The organism is Bdellovibrio bacteriovorus, from assembly GCF_001592745.1.
Lineage (GTDB): Bacteria > Bdellovibrionota > Bdellovibrionia > Bdellovibrionales > Bdellovibrionaceae > Bdellovibrio > Bdellovibrio bacteriovorus_B.
This window is the reverse complement of record NZ_LUKD01000001.1, coordinates 1,891,921-1,913,590: the sequence shown is the minus strand read 5'-3', so window position 1 is coordinate 1,913,590 and position 21,670 is coordinate 1,891,921. Positions and strand designations below refer to the sequence as shown.

Below are 21,670 nucleotides of genomic sequence, written 5' to 3'. Positions count from 1 at the left end.
GCAGGATGTTAACAAAGAAACGCCTTACAAAGCAGTTAGAAAAATAAACAAATTTGAGACACTTTCCCTATGGAAGCTCTTGTGCCCATGCATCGGGAATGCTGATTTTTGCGTCTTCTTCCCAGAACTCGTAAGGGGATTTCTCTCCAGAGTGAACTTTATCCCTCTCGCGGGCAACTAGTTCGGACCTCAAAATTTCTCCATGAGTGTTCATGGCGATCTCAGTGAACTCAACCCGGCGAATGCGCTTAAATGGGGACAATCGCGTACGCGCAAAGTTCATGATGTCCAGAGCAAGCTCTTTGGTCGGCTCAACACCTTTGATAAGAGCCACGAGTGCTTTTGGAACAGAGTCTCGGATGGGATCTGGACTTGGAATCACGACGGCTTCGCGAATGGCAGGAAATTCTTTAAGAACAAACTCCAATTCGTGGGGACTGATGCGATAGTCTGAAGACTTAAACAAGCCGTCGACTCGTTCCGAGAATGAATAATTATTCGAATCATCGTGATAAGCTAAATCTCCAGTGTGGAAGTAACCACTGTCACCTCCGGCTCCGGAAGCAAGTCCCAAAGGTTGGTTTTCAAGACTGATACAAACTTCACCCGCATCCACTAAGTTTTTCTTCTCATCTAAAAGCGCAATTTTAAATCCAGGTAAAGGTTTACCCATCGTGCCGAAAGCCCCTTTTTCTTCAGGGGGAATCCCGATAATAGTGGGCGTTTCTGTCTGACCGTATCCATCGCGTACAAACAGTTTCCACGCCTTATAGACTTTTGAAATCACCTCTGCACTTAGCGCTTCACCAGTACTGACGGCTTCGCGAAGTTGCACTTTGTAGGAAGCCATATCTTCATGCATTAGCAGACGCCATACCGTAGGCGGCGCACAGAATGTCGTGATGGGATACTCTGACAATGCATCTAATACAGTTTTCGCGTTGAAGCGCTCTTGTTTGTAAATAAAAATCGTCGCCTCTGCATTCCAAGGAGCAATAAAATTGTTCCAATCATGCATCGCCCACCCCGTTGAATTCACACCAAAGTGAACGTCTCCAGGGCGTAAACCGATCCAGTACATCGTCGAGAGGTGCCCAATAGGGAAGCCACCATAACTATGCTCAACGATGCGAGGTTTTACGCTGCTTGAAGAAGTGAAGTATCTAAAAAGAGGATCGCTGACTTTTGTGCGCCCCTCACCTTCAAAGTCCGCACTTTCTTTTTGATATTCAGAAAATGATCTCCATCCCGCCACTTCACCGTCGACGATCAGTGAAAGAACACTTGTTCCTTTCACTGAGAATTTATCAGAGTGCTTTTTTGTTGTCGCGATCACTTTAATCTGCTCGCGATTCAGACGGTCTGAAAGTTCTTGTTGCGATAGCAAAGGATTATTCGGCACAAGAACGGCTCCGACCTTCATTGCGCCTAACATCAGTTCCCACAACGCCACATCGTTTTCGATCAGCAAGAATATCGAATCACCTTTTTGCACGCCGTGCTGGCGCAAATAATTGGCAACCTGGTTTGAGCGCTGTGAAAGCTCATTGAAACTGTATTTGTGTTCGTCCCCGTTTTCGCTGACAATCCAAAGAGCCGTCTTGTCGTTGCCTTCAGCCATGGGATCGAAATAATCAAGGGCCCAATTGAACTCCTCAAGACGTGGCCACTCAAAATGTGAGTAGGCGTAGTCGTAATCAGAACGGTGTAAAATTAAAAAATCCCTCGCCTGTTCGAATTCGCTGCGGAAACTCATAGGACCTCCCAGTGCGACTCTATAAATTTATCATTCTTTCTACAGGACTCCGACGTGTGTTTTTACATTGGACTGTGCAAAGGCAGGTCACCATGGTAAGAAGTCCTATGGGTTTATTTCGCACGCTCGCCAGCTCTTTTATTCTGCTCATTTTTATCTATGTATCCCACCAGTTAACGCGCTTTACGGATTTTACCTGGGTGGGAACTGCCGCCGTCATTCTATTGCTGGCATTCCTCTTTGCCTTGGTCATAGGGACCTTTCTTTTCTTTTGGAAAGAAAAGAATTTAGACCATCGCCCTTGGCGAGATCGCCTTCTCGATGGCTCTTTGACGGTGATGGCGTACATTAATTTCCTTGTGAGTTTAGTCATATTACGTGACGTCTTTGCTTTTGTGGAAAAATGGGCGATGCCTTCTCCATTTGGGAACTTATACAGCTCGCAGGCGACGTTTGCGATGCTGGGCCTTCCTCTGGTGTTTTTGATTTTTGGAAACGCCGTCATCCAGGTGGGCCCTCGTCTAAAAAAAGTGCCGGTCTTTTTTAAAAATCTTCCAAAGGATTTAGAAGGCCTACGCATTTTGCATATCACCGATCTTCACATCAGCCCCAGCCTTTCCCCCTCGTTCGTGAAAAAACTGGTGAAACAGGCCACGAGTTTGAAACCAGATATGATCGTATTCACCGGCGACATTCTGGATAGCTTCGTGGAAAAGCATGAAGCAGAGTTCAACATGCTTAAGGATTTGAAAGCAGAGCACGGCATTTACTACGTTCCGGGAAACCATGAGTACTACTGGAATGCGCAAAAAGGCTTACAGGCTTTCCGCGATATTGGTTTTAAAGTGTTGATCAATGAGGTTCAAAATATTGGATTCGGATCGGCCACCTTACAGATGGCAGGCATTCCCGATCCCGCCGCCTTGCACTTTCGGGAAGAGGGTCCTGACTTAGCCGGCGTACAAAAGCAGTTTAACGAGAATAGCTTTAAGGTTCTTTTGTCTCATCAGCCGTCTCTGGCACCTAAAGTCCAGGCTTTGGGCGTTGATTTGCAGCTATCAGGTCACACCCACGGTGGTCAGTTCTTTCCTTGGAACTGGTTGATTGTCTTTTTTGAGCGTTACGCCAAAGGGCTTTACCGCATTGGAAGTATGCAGCTCTATGTCAATCAGGGAACGGGCTATTGGGGGCCGCGACTTCGTCTAGGAACATATTGTGAGCTGACCGAAATTGTTCTTCGCAAGGAGCCCAAAACAGAGTAATAATCTCTGTCATGTCTCGAGAGAAAGATCCCCAAAAAACCCGTATGGCCGCGAAAAAGAAAGTCATGGACTTGATCGCCCGCCGGGACCATTCCGAAAAAGAATTGCGCACGAAACTGCGCGAAAAATTTTCGGATGAAGACTCTTTGGGAGAGATCATTGATGAGGCTATTGATTTCGCCAAAGACCAGAATTGGATTGGCGATCCTGCGGACCTTGCTCAGCGCATGGCCGATATGCTTCACCGTCGCAACAAAGGCATTCACTACATCAACAATTACCTTCGCGAAAAAGGTTTGCCTTCTGTTTCTACCGACCGAGACTTGGAGCTTGAAAAGGCTCTTTCAATTGTAAAAACTAAGTATGATGAAGATTATGAATTCTCGCGCGAAGAAAAGGCCCGTGTCGGTCGCTTCTTGGCTTCACGAGGATTTGATTCCGAGACCGTAAGAAAGGTTATTTATGAAAAGCTCTGAGATCCGCAACGCCTTTGTCGAATACTTCAAAAAGAAGGGTCACACGCATGTAGGTTCTTCTTCTTTGATTCCAGAAAATGATCCGACATTGCTTTTCGCGAATGCCGGGATGAACCAATTTAAAAATACATTCCTGGGTTTGGAAAAACGCGATTACTCTCGCGCTGTCACTGTTCAAAAATGTGTGCGCGCCGGCGGTAAACACAATGACCTAGAAAATGTCGGCTTCACGGCTCGTCACCACACGTTCTTTGAAATGCTGGGGAACTTTTCTTTCGGCGATTATTTCAAAAAAGATGCGATTCATTTTGCTTGGGAGTTCCTGACAAAAGAATTGAACATTCCGAAAGAAAAACTTTATGTGACGGTTCATATCTCTGACGACGAAGCGGCTGAAATCTGGCACACGCAAGAAGGCATCCCCAAAGATCGCATCTTCCGTTTTGATGCTGATAACTTTTGGAAAATGGGTGATACCGGCCCTTGCGGTCCTTGTACGGAAATCTTTTACGATCACGGGCCTAAAGCAGGAACTATTTCTGATCCGTTTAAAGGGATCGCCGCGGGTGAAGATCGCTTCGTGGAAATCTGGAATCTGGTTTTCATGCAGTACTTCGAAAATCCTCCAGGCACATTGACTCCGCTGCCAAAACCTTCCGTGGATACAGGGTCCGGTCTTGAGCGTGTCGTGGCAGCTATGCAGGGCAAATTCAACAACTACGATACTGATCTTTTCATGCCGATGATCGAGCGCGCTTGCAAAATCGGAAAGATTGAATACATCACAGACAAAGAAGTTTTAGCTAAAGACAAACATGCGGCAGAAATCACTTCTGCTTTGCGCGTTCTTGCAGACCACTGTCGTTCAACGTCCTTCTTGATCGCGGATGGAGCCCTTCCTTCAAACGAAGGACGTGGTTACGTTCTTCGTCGTATCATGAGACGTGCGATCCGTTACGGCCGTAAGCTTTCTGCCGATCAATCGTTCTTGCCAGCAATGGCGGAAGCGTTGATTGAAAGCATGGGTTCGGTATATCCAGAATTAAGCGCGCGTCGCGATCATATCTTAAATACGATTCGTGACGAAGAAGACCGCTTTATCAGCACTTTGGATAACGGCACAAACATCCTGATGGATGAAATCGCGAAGGCGAAAGCTAAAGGCGCTAAGGAACTTGCGGGTGAAGTTGTGTTCAGAATGTACGACACTTACGGATTCCCGGCAGACTTGACTCGCGTGATTGCGAACGAGCAAGGCATCGAAGTGAACGAAGCCGCCTTTGAAAAAGAAATGGAAGCCAACCGCGCAAAATCCAAAGCCTCCTGGAAAGGGAAAGCTTTAGGTGCGGACGAACAACACTTGATCAAATTCGCGAAAGACTATGTCGCTACCGGAAAAACTGTGAAGTTCACAGGCTACGGCGACTTCGCGGGTGGCGGTCGTATTACAGCGCTTTCTAACGGCCAAGAAGTCGTGACGTCCTTAAAAGAAGGTGACCATGGCGTTATCATCACGGATGAAACTTCATTCTATGGTGAAGGTGGCGGTCAGGTTGGTGACATCGGCTACATCATGGATAAGAACGGATCGCGCGCTAAAGTTGTGAACACAACAAAGACTGACGATATCGTTCTTCACCACGTTGAAGTCGAACACGGTGAATTTAAAGTCGGCCAAGAAGTAGACACGATCGTAAATCCTTTTGAACGTCGCAATACCATGAGCAATCACTCGGCGACCCACTTGTTGCACTCCGCTCTCCGTAAGGTTTTGGGTGCCCACGTGACTCAAGCAGGTTCTTTAGTGGACTCGCAAAAAACTCGTTTCGACTTCACTCATAACAAACCATTGTCTTCCGAAGAAATTCGTCAAATCGAAGATCTGGTAAATGAACAGATCGCTATGGGTAACGAAGTGAAAGTCGAAGTGATGTCGCCTAAAGAGGCTCAGGCGAAAGGCGCGATGGCTTTGTTCGGTGAAAAATACGGCGACAAAGTGCGCGTTTTAACAATGGGTGATTTCTCGTGCGAACTTTGCGGTGGAACTCACGTTAAGAACACTTCACAGATTCGTTTGTTTAAGATTGTCTCTGAAGCAGGCGTTAGCGCTGGAGTTCGTCGTGTTGAGGCTATCACGGGTGATGGGGCTGTTCGCTATGCGATGAATGCAGTTTCTCACTTGGATGAGGCACTTTCAGCGGCTGGTTTCCAAAAAAGCCCTCATTACTTGAAACATCTTGAAGCCACTGGCGAAACAGCAACACTAGCTAATCGCGTGGAAGCTTTAAAAGAGCAGATCAAGCAAATGGAAAAAGAGATGAAGAAGCTTCAAGGTGGACAAGTGAATGTCGATGATCTTGCGGCGAAAGCTTTGACTTTCAAAACCAAGGCAGGAGCATCTGCGAAACTGGTTCTTGCAGATCTCGCTTTAGACGATCGCCAGGTTCTAGCAGAAGTCACAGACCATTTGAAAAACAAAATCCAAAATGGTGTCGTGGTTGTTGTCGGACAAGGTGAAGGCTCAAACCCTATCATCGTCAGCGTTTCTAAAGAGATTTCTGGCGAAACCAAAGCCGGTGATCTTTTAAAAGAAGTCGCAGGCATCATGGGCGGCAAAGGCGGCGGTCGCCCTGACTTCGCTCAAGGCGCGGCTCCCAACAGAGCAAGCCTTCCTCAGGCCTTCGACAAGGTAAAATCTCTTTTAGGAGTATAACGAATCTTTAATATTAGGGCCCCACTCGGGGTCCTAATTTCTCTCTCTATTAGCCAAATGAATTCATGACGGGAAATAAATTCAACTGGGTGGATCTTAGAATCCATTTCTAGTAAGGTGCGCCTTTCGAACGCTCTCACTAGGATAGGAACCTTCTCGTGAAACTGCTTTCTCGTGTCGCATTGGCTTTCATTTTTATCGTTCCTGCATTTGCCTGTGCCGATATCTTTGGACGTGATGATCGTAAAGATATCTTGCAAGTGCCTGCGAAGAATTCACTCGCGCGTTCTGTTGCTGTCGGTGTCTTAAGCAGCCTTTGGACCGATCTTGGAGATGGTCACTCTTCTTTAGATATTAACAAAATGAGCGATTTCATGTGCCGGGATGAACGCTTTGCTAACCAAACAAGTATCGCTTACGCTTGCTCGGGCTTTTTAGTTGCTCCAGATCTTCTGATCACGGCCGGCCACTGCGCCGTGACCTTTGGTGAAATTCGCAGTGTTACTGACCAGTATTGTGAAGTCTACACTTGGATGTTTGACTACGATTCAAAAGTGAATCCCGCAAAGATCGCCAACGACAAGATCTTTAAGTGCAAAGAAATCATCTATGCAACGGTCAGTGAGAAGGGCGAAAACCATGACTTTGCCCTTATTCGCTTGGATCGCCCGACCGTAAATAGAATGCCTTTTAAGATATCTAACAGTCCGGTCAAAATGAATGAACCTGTCACTATGCTGGGTTTCCCGATGGGACTTCCTCTAAAATACACAGACAGTGCTAAGGTCTTTCTTCCGCAGTATCGCAGTCGTTCGTTTTTGACAGACTTAGATGCTTTCTCGGGCAACAGTGGCAGTCCCGTCTTTAATGCTAAAAATGAGATCGTGGGTGTTCTTATCGGTGGAAATCCTGGTATTTCCACCTACACCGATCCCGTTCACGGATGCGAACGATATAATAGCTGTGATTCCAAGGGTGGAAACTGCAAAAGCCTGGCACCGAGTTATCCCCTTCAGGGATTTCCGAACACCTTTTCTGAAGTGCAGAGCCTTCTGTTTTATAAAGATATTATCGATAAAAGTATGAGTTCAAAATAGCCTACAAATAAAAACAGCTTCCTATCGGGAAGCTGTTTTTATTGCATCGGTTTGCGGGAATTTCATCACTATTCGCAGTTCATTTCATTCCAATGCTGCTTTACATGCGCTACGTAAGCTTGGAAGACATCAGTCAGAGCTCCGCAAAGATCTTTTCTGCCTTTACCGCAAGAGTCTTTTTCTTCACCCAACTTCACGCGCTCTTCGTTTACGTAAAGTGCGGCATACCAAGGCTTGTACTTCATCGAGCACACTTGATCATCACTTTGCACTTCGGCCTCACAAATACTGGAACCGCTTAAGATGGTTTTTAGTTCATCAAGATTACTTGAATTCAAACAGCGTTTTTCTAAAACGTTATTCGCATCATCGACAAGTTGAATAGAACCAGATTCTGTTGAGATCACCAAACGATAAGGGGTTACTTCAGTGGCTTTTGCCGACACAGAAGTTTGTCCGTCAGAGATATTAGGAATTTCGATGAACGTGACGGCCTTTGCCACGGAAGATTCTTCTTCAGAAATTTGTGGAGGCATATTGATGGAAACATCGGTCGATGCCAAGTCTCCCTGTCCCTGCAAGGCGCTTTGACTGCAGTTCTGGAATCCCAATACGAGACACAGTATCCCGATGAGTGCCAAACCTCTTTTCACAAATTCCCCCTTTTTCCCCGTCTCGTAATGAATAAAGGCAATATTCATTCCGACCCCAGGCCTTTGTAATATCGGGATAAGGTGTTAGAAACTTAACGCTGTATTAAGAGTTCACAGAGGGCGTTTCGGCTTCAGAAACGCAGTATTTTTGCACCAATTCGATCACGGTTTGCTTGCGCACCGGCTTACCAGCGTGATTGTCCGCCCCGGCAGCCAGACTCTTTTCGATATCTTCGGCAAAGCTGTTGGCAGAGATAACAATCACGGGAGTTCTTTTGCGCTCTTGAATTCGCTCCAGATCACGCAGCTTGCGGATCGTATCAAGACCAGACATTTCAGGCATCTGAACATCCATGAAGATAAGATCGTAGTCGTTACGCTCCCATTTTTCTAAACACTCGTAGCCATTAAAAGCGGAATCCGCGTGGATATTATCTAACTTGCGGATGTACGCTTTTAGAAGAGTGTGATTTTCTTCCATGTCGTCCACAATAAGGATGCGACGCTGATTTTCGGAAACAGACTTTTTGATTTCTTTCGTCAGCGCGGCACTCATTTTTGTCGTCCACCGGACATTCCAGTTTTCGGCTTTTCGACTTTGCATCTGCACAGAGAAATAAAAGCGTGAGCCCATGTACTGTTCACTTTCACAGTGCAGTTCGCCACCCATTTCCTGTACGATCTTTTTGGAAATACTCAAACCTAATCCCGTCCCACCAAAACGACGCGTGACTGAGGAATCCTCCTGACCAAATTCATCGAAGATCTTACGAAGATTTTCTTTTGCGATTCCTAATCCGGTGTCTTTCACTTCAAACAGAAAATACTCTGATTCGGAGTCTTTTCCGGGGTAAGGCTGAATGGTCAGTTCGATACTTCCGCGATCAGTGAATTTCACCGCATTTCCTAGCAGATTCATCAGAACTTGTTTTAAACGCAAAGAATCACCGACAATCCAACGATCCTGCTCGGGTCCGTGGAAATAGAACTTTAAACCTTTACGAAGAATCGATGTCGCAACCAAGGCATCCACTTCACGCACAAGATCACTGAGTAAAAACTCGCGCTTTTCCAACTGCATACGCCCCGACTCGAACTTTGAAAAATCCAAGATATTGTTGAGCATGCTTAAAAGTGTTTCTCCCGAACTTTGCAAAGAGCGCAGAAGCTCATTTTGCTCTAAGGTCAGCGGAGTTTCGGCCAACAATTCGGAAGAGCCGAGCATTGAGTTTAAAGGTGTGCGAATCTCATGGCTCATCGTCGACAAGAACAAAGACTTCGTTTTTGTCGCCGCTTCTGCCTTATCACGGGATTCTAGCAGTTCCTTTAAGACCACTTTGTCCTGATTGACAACGTACTTTCCGGTCAACCACACCATGAGCGTCAGCAGAAAGTACGCCGCCATGGCAACAAAGCCAAAGAAGAACATCCGGAAATAAAGTCCTGAATAGGCTTCGGACTTTTCTTGATAGATCACCATATGCCAAGGACGACCTTTGATGGGCTTAGAGTAGGTGATATATGTTTTGCCATCGGCACCGGCAAAATCCTGAAGCTTTGCTCCTTGAATATTAAATACTTTCTGTGAAAGCGTCGGCAGTTTCTTAAACTCGTCTCGGCTAAAAGCTCTTAGGTATTTGAAATCTATTAAGGGTAGATCGCGTGCAATCAAAGGTAAAACAGGGCGACCATGATTATCGACGATGATTACTCCGCCAGTTTCGCCCAGTCGAAATGCACCTAAACGGTGTGCAATGTCTCCGGCCAAGGTATCAATTCCCACAACAGCCACTAACTTGCCGTCCTTGTAAGTGCCGGTGGTCGTGCTGAACATGACTTTTTCCATGTAGCCTTTGTCGAAATAGAAATCTGAAAAATTAATTCCGACATTTTTTTCGTTCATGTGCCACCACTGCATGTCGGGGTCCGTGTTGTAGCCCGGTGCCAGGAATTCTTCATGAATGAAATACTGGGGGTCATTGTAACGAGTGTTCGCAAATAAAGAGTAATCACGAAGAACTACATAGACGTAGGAACTTTTTCCGAAATACTTTTTTGCAAGTTCAGGTCCTAAAGCAAAATAGGCATTGAATTGTGTTGAATGCGGAGCAATCGTCATCGCCGCAAAGCTGCGAAACTTTTCGACTCTTATGGACGGTGGCATCACCTCAAAAAGATCCACGATACTTTTTAGCCGCTGCACATTGGCTTCAAGGCTGGAGATTTCGTTATTGGTTCTTTCAACTTCGCGACTTAAAGCAGGATCCATTCTTTCGCGGATCGCACGCTGCTCTGAAATAAATAAATGAGTGCCATATACGACGATCACTAGCAACAGAACCAGTGTCGTTGTCAGCTGATTGAGCAAGAAAATATGGACAAGAGTCAGCTTTTTCTTCATGCACCTTTAAACAGAAAATCTAAAAATTAATACCTAAACCTACAGTTCCGTAAAAAGTCGTTAATTTAGCACCGCTGCCGTCAGAGTTCTTTTCAAAGTAGTAGTTCTTTAAACCAAAGCCGGCTTCTCCGAAAAAGCTCGGAGTCCACAAAACTTTGCCGTGGAAGTTAAGAACGTAGTCATCGCCCAACGTGATATCGCTGTCCGTAGACGACACGTATTTGATAAATTCCATATCCACCCACTTTGGGTAGTTCATGAATGGAAGTTTACTGAACCAAGTATCAATGGATTTAGGCATCGAACGAGCCCAAAAAAGCCCGACACCCAACTTCGGAACATTGGCGTCACCTAAGGTCATCGCCTCGTACGCAACAATCGCTCCGACAGTCTCATCTTTTTCCCACAGTCCCGGAGTAAATCTATAACGAAGATCCGCTTCGGCCACTTTCAAATCAACATCTTCACTGGCACCGGATTCGTCCGTGGCCGGCAATTGAGTTAAAGACGTAAAGTAGCGTGCGCTCACACCCCATCTTTGTTTTGAAAGCCAATAGTTTTGCGCTCCGAAAATATCATTGAACCACCACGACACGTGACCTTCGCCTAATACAACGAAATCGCCATCCGTAGTCACAACCCCTGTCAGACGCAAGCTCGCTTCACCTGCGCCCGCACGATAAATTTCCAGATAAGACCTGTGAGTAGCCTTTTCACCCTGCACATCCAGATAGACTGTGTTGCTTGCAAATTTCTGAGGAGTTTCAAATTCCCACGTCTGAATATTGTCGGCAGAGTCACGCACCTGCATTTGATCTTTGGATCTGTAGGTTCCTTTGATCGCTCTGTCAGAAATAAAACGGCGGTCTTGTTGGCGCGGAGGATTCTGAATCTCCAATTCGTAACTGAAGATACCGCCCGACTTACCCGGGATCACCAAACGAGACTTTTTTACCGGAAAATCTGCCGCCCATAGATCACGCGCTTCAGCGATCGTACTTTCAAAGCCAAGAATTTGCGTGATCTTGCCATAGTCATTGCCAGAGATCATTTTTGATTCTGCTTTCAAAGGCTTCGGCAGTTCTCCCGTGATAGTGACATGATCTTTCTTTTCAGATTCGATCATATCTTTCACGATGGGAGCCACGGGTTCAGAAACGAATTCATAGGTCGCATTCGTACTTAAAGTAGCCAGAAACTGCACAGGAGTTCCAACAGCCACTTCTTCTCCACCTTTAAGTTTCTTTTCATCGTTTTGGAAAATCACACGCGGGGTCGTTGATGATTTCGCAAGTCCCAACTGAATGCCAGACTCTTTGACTTCCACGGCGTAGTTTTGAGTGCACATACCTGAATATCCGCGGCCTACTTCCGAGCGAATACAAAAGTGAAATCTTTCGCCGTCTTTCCATTGAGGGCCATCAGATCCACGAACACCTTTGAAGGACCAAGTGCCATTTCCTTTCGCGGCTTTTTTCCAAAGTTCTTTACCTTGCTCGTTGATGACCGAGATGTCTCCGCCGGAAACAAGCTCCGTGTCCCAAGTAAAATTCAAGCTGTCTTCTTCAAGTTTCGCGGTGAAAGAATTGTTGTTAAAAGTAACTCCGTTGATATCGAGTTCCTGCCCTTTAGACTTTTGCAAATCGAAATCAACGCGCGGGTTTTTGATTTTAAGTTCTTGATCAATAACGGAAAAGAAAAGAGGTTTATCGAACTCTGTCGCTTTTTTATCCGTGGTCGTTGCTGCTGAAGCTTCTTCTTTTTTCGGTTCTTCTTTATTTACGGCTTCAGTCTTTGGTGCTTCTTGTGCAAAGGCAAAATGCGAAAAACCTAAGCTGCAAATCAGTGATGCAATAACCAGTTTCACGAAACGTCCCTCTTTTGAATTGCTGTAGATTGTTAAAGAATAAACTAATTAGTACTGTGAGAGACATTAAATCCTGGAAGCTCAGACCTTGTGCTAGAAACTTGCGGTCACTTTGCCGGAGCGGATCATCCACGCCGAGAGCCGATAGTGCGTTGCATTTGCATTGCCTGCCCCGCGTGGGTGAAATAGCCTCCCCTACGCAACAACCTTAGGAGGGTTTTAATGAAATCACTTATCGTAGCAGCTTTGGTTCTTATGGGTTCTTCTGCAATGGCTGAAACTCTTTTCAACTGCGCAGTTCCAGAGAGCAAATTCGTATCTATGAACATCGACCTAGCTGACGACCAATCAGCAGACTTCGTAACTGTTTCTTTGAGCGAAAAATCAAAACAATCGATTTTCTTCTCTCAAATGGACAAAGGCGCAGTAACAGAGCAATTGAACAACGGTTTCTTGCAACTTCTAGCTTTGACTGACAAGTCAGCTCAAGAAGACGGCGTTATCAAAAACACAGGTTTCCTAGCTATTGGTAAAGAAGCAGACGGTTCATTCGGCGGCTTCCTAGCAGCTAACGGCAACATCTACCCACTTTCTTGCTCTAAGTAATTAGAAAGAAAAATGGAGAGTTGAAAAGGCACCTTCGGGTGCCTTTTTTATTTTGGAAGTGAGTTTCAAAAAAACCTAGGGAAAAGTCCAAGTCCAACACTCACTAAACTAATCAACTCCGAGTGAACGGCAAAGCAGCCTAACTTCACGACTCCCAAAATTTAATCAACGAAGAGACTAAGTTACTGCCACGGTGGCGGTAAGCAAGTGCGTCACTTCAAAACCGCAAATCAATGTTACCGTGCCTTCGAAAAAAGGAAGCGTCTTAGCTGTTTACTTCCACGGTGGAAGTAAAAATTGAGCTCCATGATTATCGTACTTCTGTTTGATTAGATTAATTAATGGGAAGCGAACGAAACAACGTGGATGATAACCACCTTTTACTGCCACCGTGGCAGTAAGCATTTGCGTTAGAACATGAAATAATTGGGACCCATAAACTTTCAACCATCAAGTGAAAATCTAAAAATCCACCACAAACGAAATCACGGCGAAGCCCAGATCCCAAAACACCGAACGTCCCAATAGATTCCAAAATAAAACAAATCCCTCGTCATCACGAAATACAGTTCATCCCAGTTTTTTAGAATTATTCGAAGAAACGAACATCGAATCCAGCAAAGATTTGCGGATGGAAGTGCTGCCTGCCTTAGCTGACTGGTCCTAAGAGAGGCCTTTGCCGGCGCATGGATGCGCGAACCGCCTGAAAGGCGGCGGCAACCGAGCCCGGAAGGCGTGCCGACCGAAGCGACCAGCCAGCTAAGGCAGGCAGCACTTCCATCCGCAAATCCACCGCAAGAACGACAAGCCAAGCCCCAAGAAAAAAGCAAAAAAAAAGGGAGCTGAAACAGCTCCCTTTCTCGTCCGATAACCCGAAACGATTAACGTTTAGAGTATTGGAATCTACGACGAGCGCCGGCTTTACCGTATTTTTTACGCTCAACCATACGAGGATCACGCATAACGAATCCAGCTTTCTTAAGAGTTCCTTTGAACTCCGCATTGAAAGCGATCAAAGCACGAGTGATACCCAAACGGATTGCACCAGCTTGTCCAGACTCACCACCACCAGAAACAGTGATTTTAGCGTCGAACTTGCCAAGTTGGCCCAATAGATCAAGAGGCTGTACGATCACCATGCGTGATTGCATACGGCTCAAATAATCATCAGATTTTTTTCCGTTGATTGTGATGTTGCCTTTACCAGGCTTCAAGAAAACGCGCGCAGAGCTCGTTTTTCTTCTTCCAGTTGCATAATAGAATTTATCTGCTGCTGCCATTGTCTATCTCCAATTACTTCTTAGAAGGAAGTGTGTAAAGAGCTGGCTTTTGAGCAGCATGAGGATGCTCAGCACCAGTGTATGCCTTCATTTTCATGATAACTTGGCGAGAAAGCTTGTTTGTAGGAAGCATTCCGCGAACAGCTTCGTGAATGATGAAAGTAGAATCTTTCTCTTTCGCTTGAGCTGCAGTCATCTCTTTCAGAGAACCGAAGAAGCGAGAGTGACGGTAGTATTTTTTGTCATCCCACTTAGTTCCAGAAAGCTCCATTTTGTCCGTGTTGATAACAACAACGAAGTCGCCAGTATCAACGTTAGGAGTGAAAATAGGTTTGTTCTTTCCACGAAGAATGTTTGCAACAGTTGTCGCTACACGACCGACCTTTTGGTCAGCGGCATCAACGATCCACCATTTTCTTTCAACTTCATCTGCTTTTGCATTGAAAGTTTTCATTAGGGTCTCCAGTTTCATTTTGAATACGTCAGTTTTACCGTCTGCGCATTCGGCAAAAAATGTTTGAGTTTAACAACGGGCTCTTACACTATTTTGCGGGAAGGGATGTTTTAAAGTTCTATACACCCATTGTCAAGGTCCTGGGGATAATAAACCTTCATTAAATAAAGGCCTTCCGCAGGGGCTGGGGGACCGGCTTTTCGGCGGTCTTTCAGGCTTAAAATGCGCTCCATCTCTTGGGGATCTAAGCCTTTTTTCTCTAACATTAATGAGGTTCCCACAATATTACGCACCATCTGCTTTAAAAAGCCGTTTCCGGTGACCGTAAATTGAAGAACGTCAGGACGACGCCACTCCCAATCCGCCTGATAGATCTCGCGCTCGGTATCTAAAACCGGCGTTCCGACCGATTGAAAGCTCTTAAAGTCATGATTTCCCAAAAGAAATTCAGAACTTGAGATCAAATGACGGATGTCGATAGGCTTGCGCTCCCAAGCCATGTAACGGGCCAGATGAGCACTGGGGCGAGGACGGTTCAAGATCAGATATCTATATGTCTTGTGGGTCGCCGACAACGTCGCGTGAAACTCTTCCGGGGCAATCCAGGCCCTTTTCACGACGATGGATGGAGGCAATTGAGAATTCAAAGCCCAGCAGAAGTCCCATTTTTTAGCTGGATCAATCTTGCGATGCGTAGAAAAGTGGCAAACTTGGTTCAAGGCATGAACACCGGCATCGGTACGGCCGGAAGCGAACAAAGTGATCTTTTCAGCAAAAACCTTCTCTAAGGCCCTTTCGATCACATGGCCCACTGAAATCTGGTCTTCTTGTTTTTGCTTCTGCCAGCCGCAGAACCCGGTGCCGTCATAGGCCACGGTGAATTTCACTTTCGTCAACATGGACGGCAAAGTATCAGCTTAGGTTCTTCGCGACAAGGCTATGTTGTCCATAGCCCTGACTTAAGAAAATTTTGGGTGTTTTACTTTGAAGCCGTTTGTTCGGGAGCTTCAGGCTCTGTCGGCTCTTGCGGCACCTGAGGTTCTTGAGGTTTTGGTGGTTTCGGAGTCATCTTACAGATCTCAATCGTCGTTCCCTGCTGAACCAGGTTGTAGATTTCATAGATCTCCTGATCGGTCACCGCGATACAGCCCGCCGTCCAATTGCTCGGATGGATAGCGCCGACAAACTTATTAAAATCCGGGCGAGATGAAGCATTCGGGAATCCGTGAATCATGATGTCGCCGCCAGCGGACTTCCCTTTAGACTTCGCATACTCAAGATCTTGCTTATTCGGATAAGAGACATGAAGAGAAAGATAATAAGCACTCTTCGGATTCTTGCCATCGATGTAGTAGATACCTTCCGGCGTTTTGTAGTCTCCCTCAAATTGTTTGTGACCTTCAGGGACAAGTCCGAAAGCGACCCTGTAAGACTTCACCACAACATCTTTGCTCAAAAGATAAAGCTCTTTGCGATCTTTACTCACAAGGATGCGGTCGATCTTGTTCTTTTTATCCAAACCGAAGCGCTTAAACTGGTCTGAATTCAGACGAGGAAAGTTGTCGACACGTTGAATGTCATCACAGTAGCGAGTTTGTGCGAATGACAAAGACGTAATGAATAATCCGGCAAGAAGAATAAGTTTTTTCATAGCGGAATTGATAGCACGGCCACCGAAAAAACCCCTAAAAATTTATGGCGTATTTCGCGGAACAAGTATGAATACAGCGAGCACGATTTTAAGTGGACTTCACGGTGTACAGACTGTAGTCACCTCTGTTCTCTTTTCACGGTGTATTGACCACCCCTAAGGAAAGTCGTACTCCATGCCATCTTTTTTAATAACCAAATCCAAGGAGTAAATCATGAAATCATTAATCGTAGGTTTGATGTTAGTTGTTTCTTCAACTGCTATGGCTCAAGAAGATATCGTTAGCCATCGTGAATCTGACTACCAAGTTGACGTTCTTAGCTGGTGTGAAGAGAACTACGTTATGGGCCAAAACTCAAAAGGTGAAGTTGAAGCTCGCTACAACTGTTCTGAACAAGGTTTGAAATGCACAGCTGGTTCAATGCACCGTATGAACCGCACTATTCACTTCGCTTCTTGCCAACCTCAGTAATCGACTGTGATACCGGCACCCGCTATGCCGGATGTGAAATCCAGATCTTCATTGAAGGTCTGGAGATAGCGGTAATCTAAAGACACCCACAAATTAGAGATGCCGTATTCGGATTTCAAAGTGAATGCGGTTTCTCGATCCATCGCCGAAATATTAATTAACAATCCTGCAGCTCCGTAAGCACCTGGCGTTCCCACCGCAGATGGTGTCGCTCCGTCGTCACGGAATTCAGCCACTCCGATATAAGTTCCGCCACCAGAAACATAAGGCGCGAACCACTGACGGTCCATCCACTCCAAACGATAGACCAGACCCAAGTTCAAAGGCACCGCCAAGAAGGTATAACTTTCTTTCGCTTCTTGACCGACTAAGTCCCCTTCAATGAAGCGGCCCTTCCCGTTAGCGATCATAAACCCAAAGCCCGCTTGAATACCGAACTTTCCGTAACCATTAAACGGCTGCCACTCATAATCAAACATGAAAAGTGGCTGCGAAGATCCGGAATACATCGTATCGAAGCTTGTCGTTCCATCCGCAGAAATAATTCGTGGTGGATCGATCAAACCCAGACGGAAACTTCCCGTGTGATTGTATTCACCCGATTCTTTAGTGCGATAGATGTAAGCGCCTTCTTTAGTGATCGCGATTAGGCCGTTCGCCGCTTGAGGATGTTCGATGTACTCGGTCCCGCCACGCGCAGATCGACGCATGACTTTTCCCGATTGAATCGGACTCGCCGGTTTGACTTCAACAACAGGAGTCGGAGGCGCAGGAACCATTTCAGGTTCTTCTGCTACAACCGGAGATTCATCTTCAATGGAAAGCTCTTCTTCTAAATCTTTATTCGGATCGGCGTCCTCATTCAGATTCACCGTCTCTTTTTGCGGAGGTTGAAGATTTGATTCCGGAGCGGCACTTTGAATTTCATCTTCAATGCTTAACGCTTCTGAATCAAATTCAGTGTCTTCTTGGACAAACGGTGGTTCTTGCGGAGCCGACTCGGCATCTTGCGCTTGAACTGTGTGAAACGAAACCACTGCTAAAAGAGCGATAAAATATTTCGACCAACTCACAGTTCACCTCGAAATCGACGGCCTAAAATCAAACGGCGATAAAGACCATAAATAGTCAAACCACCCAAAGAAAGAAGTGCAAAGGCAGTCCAGAATCCCAAAGCCACACTGGCACGTGCAAATAAAAGCAAAGGCCACAAAGCCGCGCGGACTGCTGTTTTCGCGATTTCACTTTCAGCGATCATGTTGGCGTAATAAGGACTGTGTTTGTAATAGAACTTAACAAAGGCCTTTCCCCATTTATTGGGAAGAAGGAACTTATTACGAAATTCACGGAAGCTTTCCACTTCAGGCGCCATCTGACTGCCGAAGGCCGCAGTGGCAATAAAGCAGCTTTTATCATCAAGTAAGCCCACCACCGCCGCCGGAGTACCACAAAGTTCAGCAGCGGTTACTGGCGATCCTGAAGTTCCGGGAATTGGAGTAAAGAAAGAAATCACTCCGGTCATATCCATGTTCGCCATGACCATGCAATAACGCTGACCATTGACGAGTCCATCCACGCGGTCATCAACAATCGGAGGATTTGCGGAACGATTCACTGGAAGTTCAAACATCGAAGAAGCGTTGCTGATACTTGCGATCGTCGTATTGTCATCAGTGACAAAAGGTTCGTAAAAGAAAACAACCGAACGGAATTCAACACCGGGAGCCGGTGAAGCCGGATACCCATCAGAGTAAACCATGTTTTCGACGTAAAGTTTTTCATCGCCCGGAAAGACATTGAAGTGACAAAACCCCTGGTTGTTGGCCACCGCAGCCGTATTGCAATCTGTGTAGAAAGAATCCGAAGCATCCGCTGCAGCCACTCGCGTGTTCAACCGGAAAGTCATTGAATCCGTCGTCGCCGATCCCCCGGATGTCGTGTTGATTCCAACAACCAAATCCTTATTCATGCTGCTATCGCAATTGCCTACACCCGCAGCTTGGCAGATTTCAGCCCAGGTCGCTTGGAACGTCAGAACACCACTGTCGAAAGTCCAAGGCAAAGTAGAGCTGACATCGTCTTCACCAATTTTCGCGTAAACCGTCCCCGTCGTATTCGTCGAAGTCATTTGAATGACTAAACGAAGATTGGGATAAGCGCTGGTTTTATTACACGAAAAAAGTTTTCCGCCCGCAGAAGTTCCTGTGCAGCTGTCGCATGTAAAAGACCCGTCGCCAGTACAAGCTACCGCCGGAGTAAATCCCGCATAAATAATAGGTTTAGCTGGATCAGAAAGATCACGATTTGAATCGCCAGAAATAGAATTCAATGTCATGGTCGCATGACTATTGAACGAAAGAAGGAAAATGCTGGCTGCCGTGATTACCGAAAGCTTCATCCTTTTAATCGAACCATGCGAAGGTCGAGATGTCAAAAAAAGCTCAAACTCAAGACCTTCGTCGAATCAGACAGGGACTATGGAAAAAGGTGGGAAGACCCACCTTTTTATTAACTGAAGAAGATTTGTTCAGCGATTTGGATGCCATTCAGAGCAGCCCCTTTACGGATGTTGTCCGAAACAACCCACATCAACCACATTTTTGGGTTTTCAGGATCGCGATGCACGCGTCCCACGTAAACAGGATCTTTTCCAGAAACATCGCGGGCCAAAGGATAAACGCTCTTCTTAGGGTCATCTTGAAGGACGATGCCTTTGAATTCGGAAAGAGTGGCCATGATCTGATCGCGGCTGACTTCTTTATTTAGAGTCACCCATACGGACTCACTGTGCGCGTTCAGTGCTGGGATACGAACCGTGAAAGCCGAAACTTTCAATTTGTCCTGACCCAGGATCTTACGTGTCTCTTTCATGATCTTTACTTCTTCACTGCAGTATCCCTCGTCGTTAAAGGACCCGATTTGCGGGATACAGTTGAAAAGAATCGTATGCGGGAAAGTTTTTGGTTGGTGATCGTCTTTGTGGTTTGACGTCTGTTCCATCAATTCGTCGTAACCGCCTTGACCGGCACCACTCACCGCTTGATAAGTGCTGACTCGCACTTCTTCTAAACCAAATTTATCTAAAAGTGGTTTTAGTGCCACAACCAACTGGATGGTTGAGCAGTTTGGATTAGCAATGATTTGCGGCTTGGAATCTTTAGTCACCAAGTTGCCGTTCACTTCAGGAACTACCAAAACAGTGTTGGGATCCATACGGAAAGCGGCAGAGTTATCGACGGCAAAAGCCCCGGCTTTCACAGCCTTCGGCGCCCACTCTTTGGAAATATCATCACCCGAAGAAAAGAACACAAGATCAAGGCCGTCGAAGCAACCTTCTTTAAGAACTTGCACGGGCCAAGAAGCCCCTTGCAGGTCGATCTTTTTTCCTAATGAGTTCTCAGATGCAAAAGGGCGCAGTTCCTGGATGGGAAAACTGCGCTCTTCAAGAAGTTTCATGAAAGTTTGGCCTACCATGCCGGTAGCGCCAACAACTCCGACTTTAAGTTTTCTTTTCATCTTTCTTCGCCTCTTCTTCCTCTTCTTCGAGGACTAAGTCACTCTCGTGTACTTGCGCGGGAGCATACACACTGGGCTTAATTTTACGAATGTTCTTTCCAAGCTTGAAGACACCGAAAACTGCACCCAAAGCGGCATAACCCATGAAAAGCACGAACAGCATCACTTCAGGGCGAAGAGCAACGACAACCAAAACACCGACCCCCAAAATCAGGTAGCGGAATGGAAGACGCTCTTTCAGATCTAAATCTTTAAAGCTACGGAAGCGGAAGTTACTTACCATCACTAGCGCCAAAAGGATCGTCATGATCAAAAGACCATAGTTACCTAGTGGTTCTAATTCCAAATCTTGGAAGGCAAGAACTGAAGAAGCTACGATACCCGCAGCCATTGGAATTGGTAAACCTTGGAAATAGTTTTTTTCAACAACGTTTGCTTGAACGTTGAAACGCGCCAAACGAAGAGCTCCGCAGGCTACGAAAAGGAAACACGCCACCCAACCCAAACGACCAAAGGGTTGAAGCGCCCACAAGAACAACAAAGTCCCTGGAGCCATACCGAAGCTGACAAGGTCACACAAAGAGTCGTACTCGGCACCGAACTTACTTGTCGAACGAGTCAAACGTGCCAAACGACCATCTAACTGGTCAAAGACCGCCGCCACAACAATCGCATAAGCGGCATAAAGATAATTTCCTTTGATAGATTGAATCACTGCAAAGAAACCAGAGAACAAGTTTCCTGTCGTCATCAAATTCGGAAGAATATAGATATACATTGCCAAGCGCTGTGCTTTGGCATCTTCGGAATCAATTTTTTCTAGATGAGTATCTGCCATTGTCTTCTCCCGCCATGTGGTCCATGGCAGGGAAACATTATCCTACAGTGGCAAAAAATCCAAAGAAATAAAACAGGATGGTGAGGCCAACGGCGCTCATCACAGGCAAAGTGAGGTTGTCATCAAGCTTGCCAATAGGAATAAGCTCTGCGAACGCGCCGACAAGACCGGCGAACAAACTGACCACCACGATGCGATCCATTAGATAATTGTGATATAGCAAGTAGAAGAAAGTCAGCGCCGCACAAACAAAGAACGCCGCCATGAAACCTTGGATTGATTTATGTCCAAAGATTTTATCTTTCCCGTACAAAATTCCAAAGTAACTTGCGATCGGATCCGCGAAAGCCAGGAACAACAAAGTCAAAGCTACGATCTGGCGAGGAAACAAAATATCTACAAGAAGAACACCGGAAAGCAAAAACGTTGTACCTGCCAACTTTTTCACTTCGCTTTGGCGCATGATGGGCTTGAACGCGTGAACGGCCCAATCATTCAAAGCTGCATTTTTTTGACGCAAAAAATCGAAAGGAACAAACATCAACCAAGCGGCCACAAGAATTGTCATAGATACAGCAGGCGGAAGATAGACGTACGCAAGGAACATCACGGAGACTCCCGACATATG

At 46.0% G+C, this 21,670-nt stretch carries 19 protein-coding genes; 6 read left to right on the top strand and 13 right to left on the bottom strand.

Features of this window, described 5'->3' with window-relative positions:
• Positions 1 to 67: 67 nt before the first annotated feature.
• Positions 68 to 1,756 (bottom strand): AMP-binding protein, encoded by a 1,689-nt coding sequence (locus AZI87_RS09195; RefSeq protein ID WP_063206248.1) that lies wholly within the window; start codon positions 1,754 to 1,756, stop codon positions 68 to 70.
• A 107-nt stretch (positions 1,757 to 1,863) separates the two neighbouring features.
• Between AZI87_RS09195 and AZI87_RS09190 the strand changes: the two genes are divergently transcribed.
• The 4 genes from AZI87_RS09190 to AZI87_RS09175 all read left to right on the top strand — a co-directional run bounded on the left by AZI87_RS09190 (position 1,864) and on the right by AZI87_RS09175 (position 7,304).
• The gene (locus AZI87_RS09190) at positions 1,864 to 3,018 is read left to right on the top strand and encodes a metallophosphoesterase (RefSeq protein WP_081112158.1); all 1,155 of its coding nucleotides are present in this window, start codon (positions 1,864 to 1,866) and stop codon (positions 3,016 to 3,018) included.
• 11 nt (positions 3,019 to 3,029) lie between these two features.
• Positions 3,030 to 3,494: a regulatory protein RecX gene (locus AZI87_RS09185; protein ID WP_063206246.1), complete on the top strand. Its 465-nt coding sequence runs from the start codon at positions 3,030 to 3,032 to the stop codon at positions 3,492 to 3,494.
• A complete protein-coding gene (alaS, locus tag AZI87_RS09180; RefSeq protein ID WP_063206245.1) occupies positions 3,481 to 6,207 on the top strand; it encodes an alanine--tRNA ligase in 2,727 nt (908 codons plus the stop codon). The genes AZI87_RS09185 and alaS overlap by 14 nt, the downstream gene beginning before the upstream one ends.
• A gap of 158 nt (positions 6,208 to 6,365) precedes the next feature.
• Entirely contained in the window at positions 6,366 to 7,304 is a 939-nt protein-coding gene (locus tag AZI87_RS09175) for a trypsin-like serine peptidase (protein ID WP_063206244.1), read from the top strand.
• A 68-nt stretch (positions 7,305 to 7,372) separates the two neighbouring features.
• Here AZI87_RS09175 and AZI87_RS09170 read toward each other — a convergent pair whose 3' ends face one another.
• The 3 genes from AZI87_RS09170 to AZI87_RS09160 all read right to left on the bottom strand — a co-directional run bounded on the left by AZI87_RS09170 (position 7,373) and on the right by AZI87_RS09160 (position 12,225).
• Positions 7,373 to 7,957 (bottom strand): hypothetical protein, encoded by a 585-nt coding sequence (locus AZI87_RS09170; protein ID WP_155722523.1) that lies wholly within the window; start codon positions 7,955 to 7,957, stop codon positions 7,373 to 7,375.
• Between the two features lie 103 nt (positions 7,958 to 8,060).
• Entirely contained in the window at positions 8,061 to 10,358 is a 2,298-nt protein-coding gene (locus AZI87_RS09165) for a hybrid sensor histidine kinase/response regulator (protein ID WP_063206242.1), read from the bottom strand.
• 19 nt (positions 10,359 to 10,377) lie between these two features.
• A complete protein-coding gene (locus AZI87_RS09160) occupies positions 10,378 to 12,225 on the bottom strand; it encodes a hypothetical protein (protein ID WP_063206241.1) in 1,848 nt (615 codons plus the stop codon).
• Between the two features lie 222 nt (positions 12,226 to 12,447).
• Here AZI87_RS09160 and AZI87_RS09155 point away from each other — a divergent pair, with 222 nt between their 5' ends.
• Positions 12,448 to 12,831, top strand: a complete 384-nt coding sequence (locus AZI87_RS09155) for a hypothetical protein (RefSeq protein ID WP_063206240.1) — start codon at positions 12,448 to 12,450, stop codon at positions 12,829 to 12,831.
• An 881-nt stretch (positions 12,832 to 13,712) separates the two neighbouring features.
• Here the strand turns inward: AZI87_RS09155 and rpsI are convergent.
• The 4 genes from rpsI to AZI87_RS09135 all read right to left on the bottom strand — a co-directional run bounded on the left by rpsI (position 13,713) and on the right by AZI87_RS09135 (position 16,216).
• Positions 13,713 to 14,111, bottom strand: coding sequence for a 30S ribosomal protein S9 (gene rpsI, locus AZI87_RS09150; RefSeq protein WP_041871182.1), 399 nt, complete (start codon positions 14,109 to 14,111; stop codon positions 13,713 to 13,715).
• Positions 14,112 to 14,124: 13 nt separating this feature from the next.
• A complete protein-coding gene (gene rplM, locus AZI87_RS09145) occupies positions 14,125 to 14,565 on the bottom strand; it encodes a 50S ribosomal protein L13 (protein WP_041871184.1) in 441 nt (146 codons plus the stop codon).
• 110 nt (positions 14,566 to 14,675) lie between these two features.
• A complete protein-coding gene (gene truA / locus AZI87_RS09140) occupies positions 14,676 to 15,464 on the bottom strand; it encodes a tRNA pseudouridine(38-40) synthase TruA (RefSeq protein ID WP_063206239.1) in 789 nt (262 codons plus the stop codon).
• 80 nt (positions 15,465 to 15,544) lie between these two features.
• Positions 15,545 to 16,216 (bottom strand): L,D-transpeptidase family protein, encoded by a 672-nt coding sequence (locus AZI87_RS09135; RefSeq protein ID WP_081112157.1) that lies wholly within the window; start codon positions 16,214 to 16,216, stop codon positions 15,545 to 15,547.
• Between the two features lie 214 nt (positions 16,217 to 16,430).
• Here AZI87_RS09135 and AZI87_RS09130 point away from each other — a divergent pair, with 214 nt between their 5' ends.
• Positions 16,431 to 16,688, top strand: coding sequence for a hypothetical protein (locus AZI87_RS09130; RefSeq protein ID WP_063206238.1), 258 nt, complete (start codon positions 16,431 to 16,433; stop codon positions 16,686 to 16,688).
• Here the strand turns inward: AZI87_RS09130 and AZI87_RS09125 are convergent.
• From AZI87_RS09125 to AZI87_RS09105, 5 genes are all read right to left on the bottom strand, one after another.
• Positions 16,682 to 17,761 (bottom strand): hypothetical protein, encoded by a 1,080-nt coding sequence (locus AZI87_RS09125; RefSeq protein ID WP_063206237.1) that lies wholly within the window; start codon positions 17,759 to 17,761, stop codon positions 16,682 to 16,684. The two genes, AZI87_RS09130 and AZI87_RS09125, sit on opposite strands and share 7 nt — an antisense overlap.
• Positions 17,758 to 19,086, bottom strand: coding sequence for a CFI-box-CTERM domain-containing protein (locus tag AZI87_RS09120; RefSeq protein ID WP_063206236.1), 1,329 nt, complete (start codon positions 19,084 to 19,086; stop codon positions 17,758 to 17,760). The genes AZI87_RS09125 and AZI87_RS09120 overlap by 4 nt, the downstream gene beginning before the upstream one ends.
• A gap of 110 nt (positions 19,087 to 19,196) precedes the next feature.
• Positions 19,197 to 20,204, bottom strand: coding sequence for an aspartate-semialdehyde dehydrogenase (locus AZI87_RS09115; protein ID WP_063206235.1), 1,008 nt, complete (start codon positions 20,202 to 20,204; stop codon positions 19,197 to 19,199).
• Positions 20,188 to 21,042, bottom strand: coding sequence for a CDP-diacylglycerol--serine O-phosphatidyltransferase (gene pssA / locus AZI87_RS09110; RefSeq protein WP_063206234.1), 855 nt, complete (start codon positions 21,040 to 21,042; stop codon positions 20,188 to 20,190). The genes AZI87_RS09115 and pssA overlap by 17 nt, the downstream gene beginning before the upstream one ends.
• 37 nt (positions 21,043 to 21,079) lie before the next feature.
• Positions 21,080 to 21,667, bottom strand: coding sequence for a diacylglycerol/polyprenol kinase family protein (locus AZI87_RS09105; protein WP_253696608.1), 588 nt, complete (start codon positions 21,665 to 21,667; stop codon positions 21,080 to 21,082).
• Positions 21,668 to 21,670: the final 3 nt, after the last annotated feature.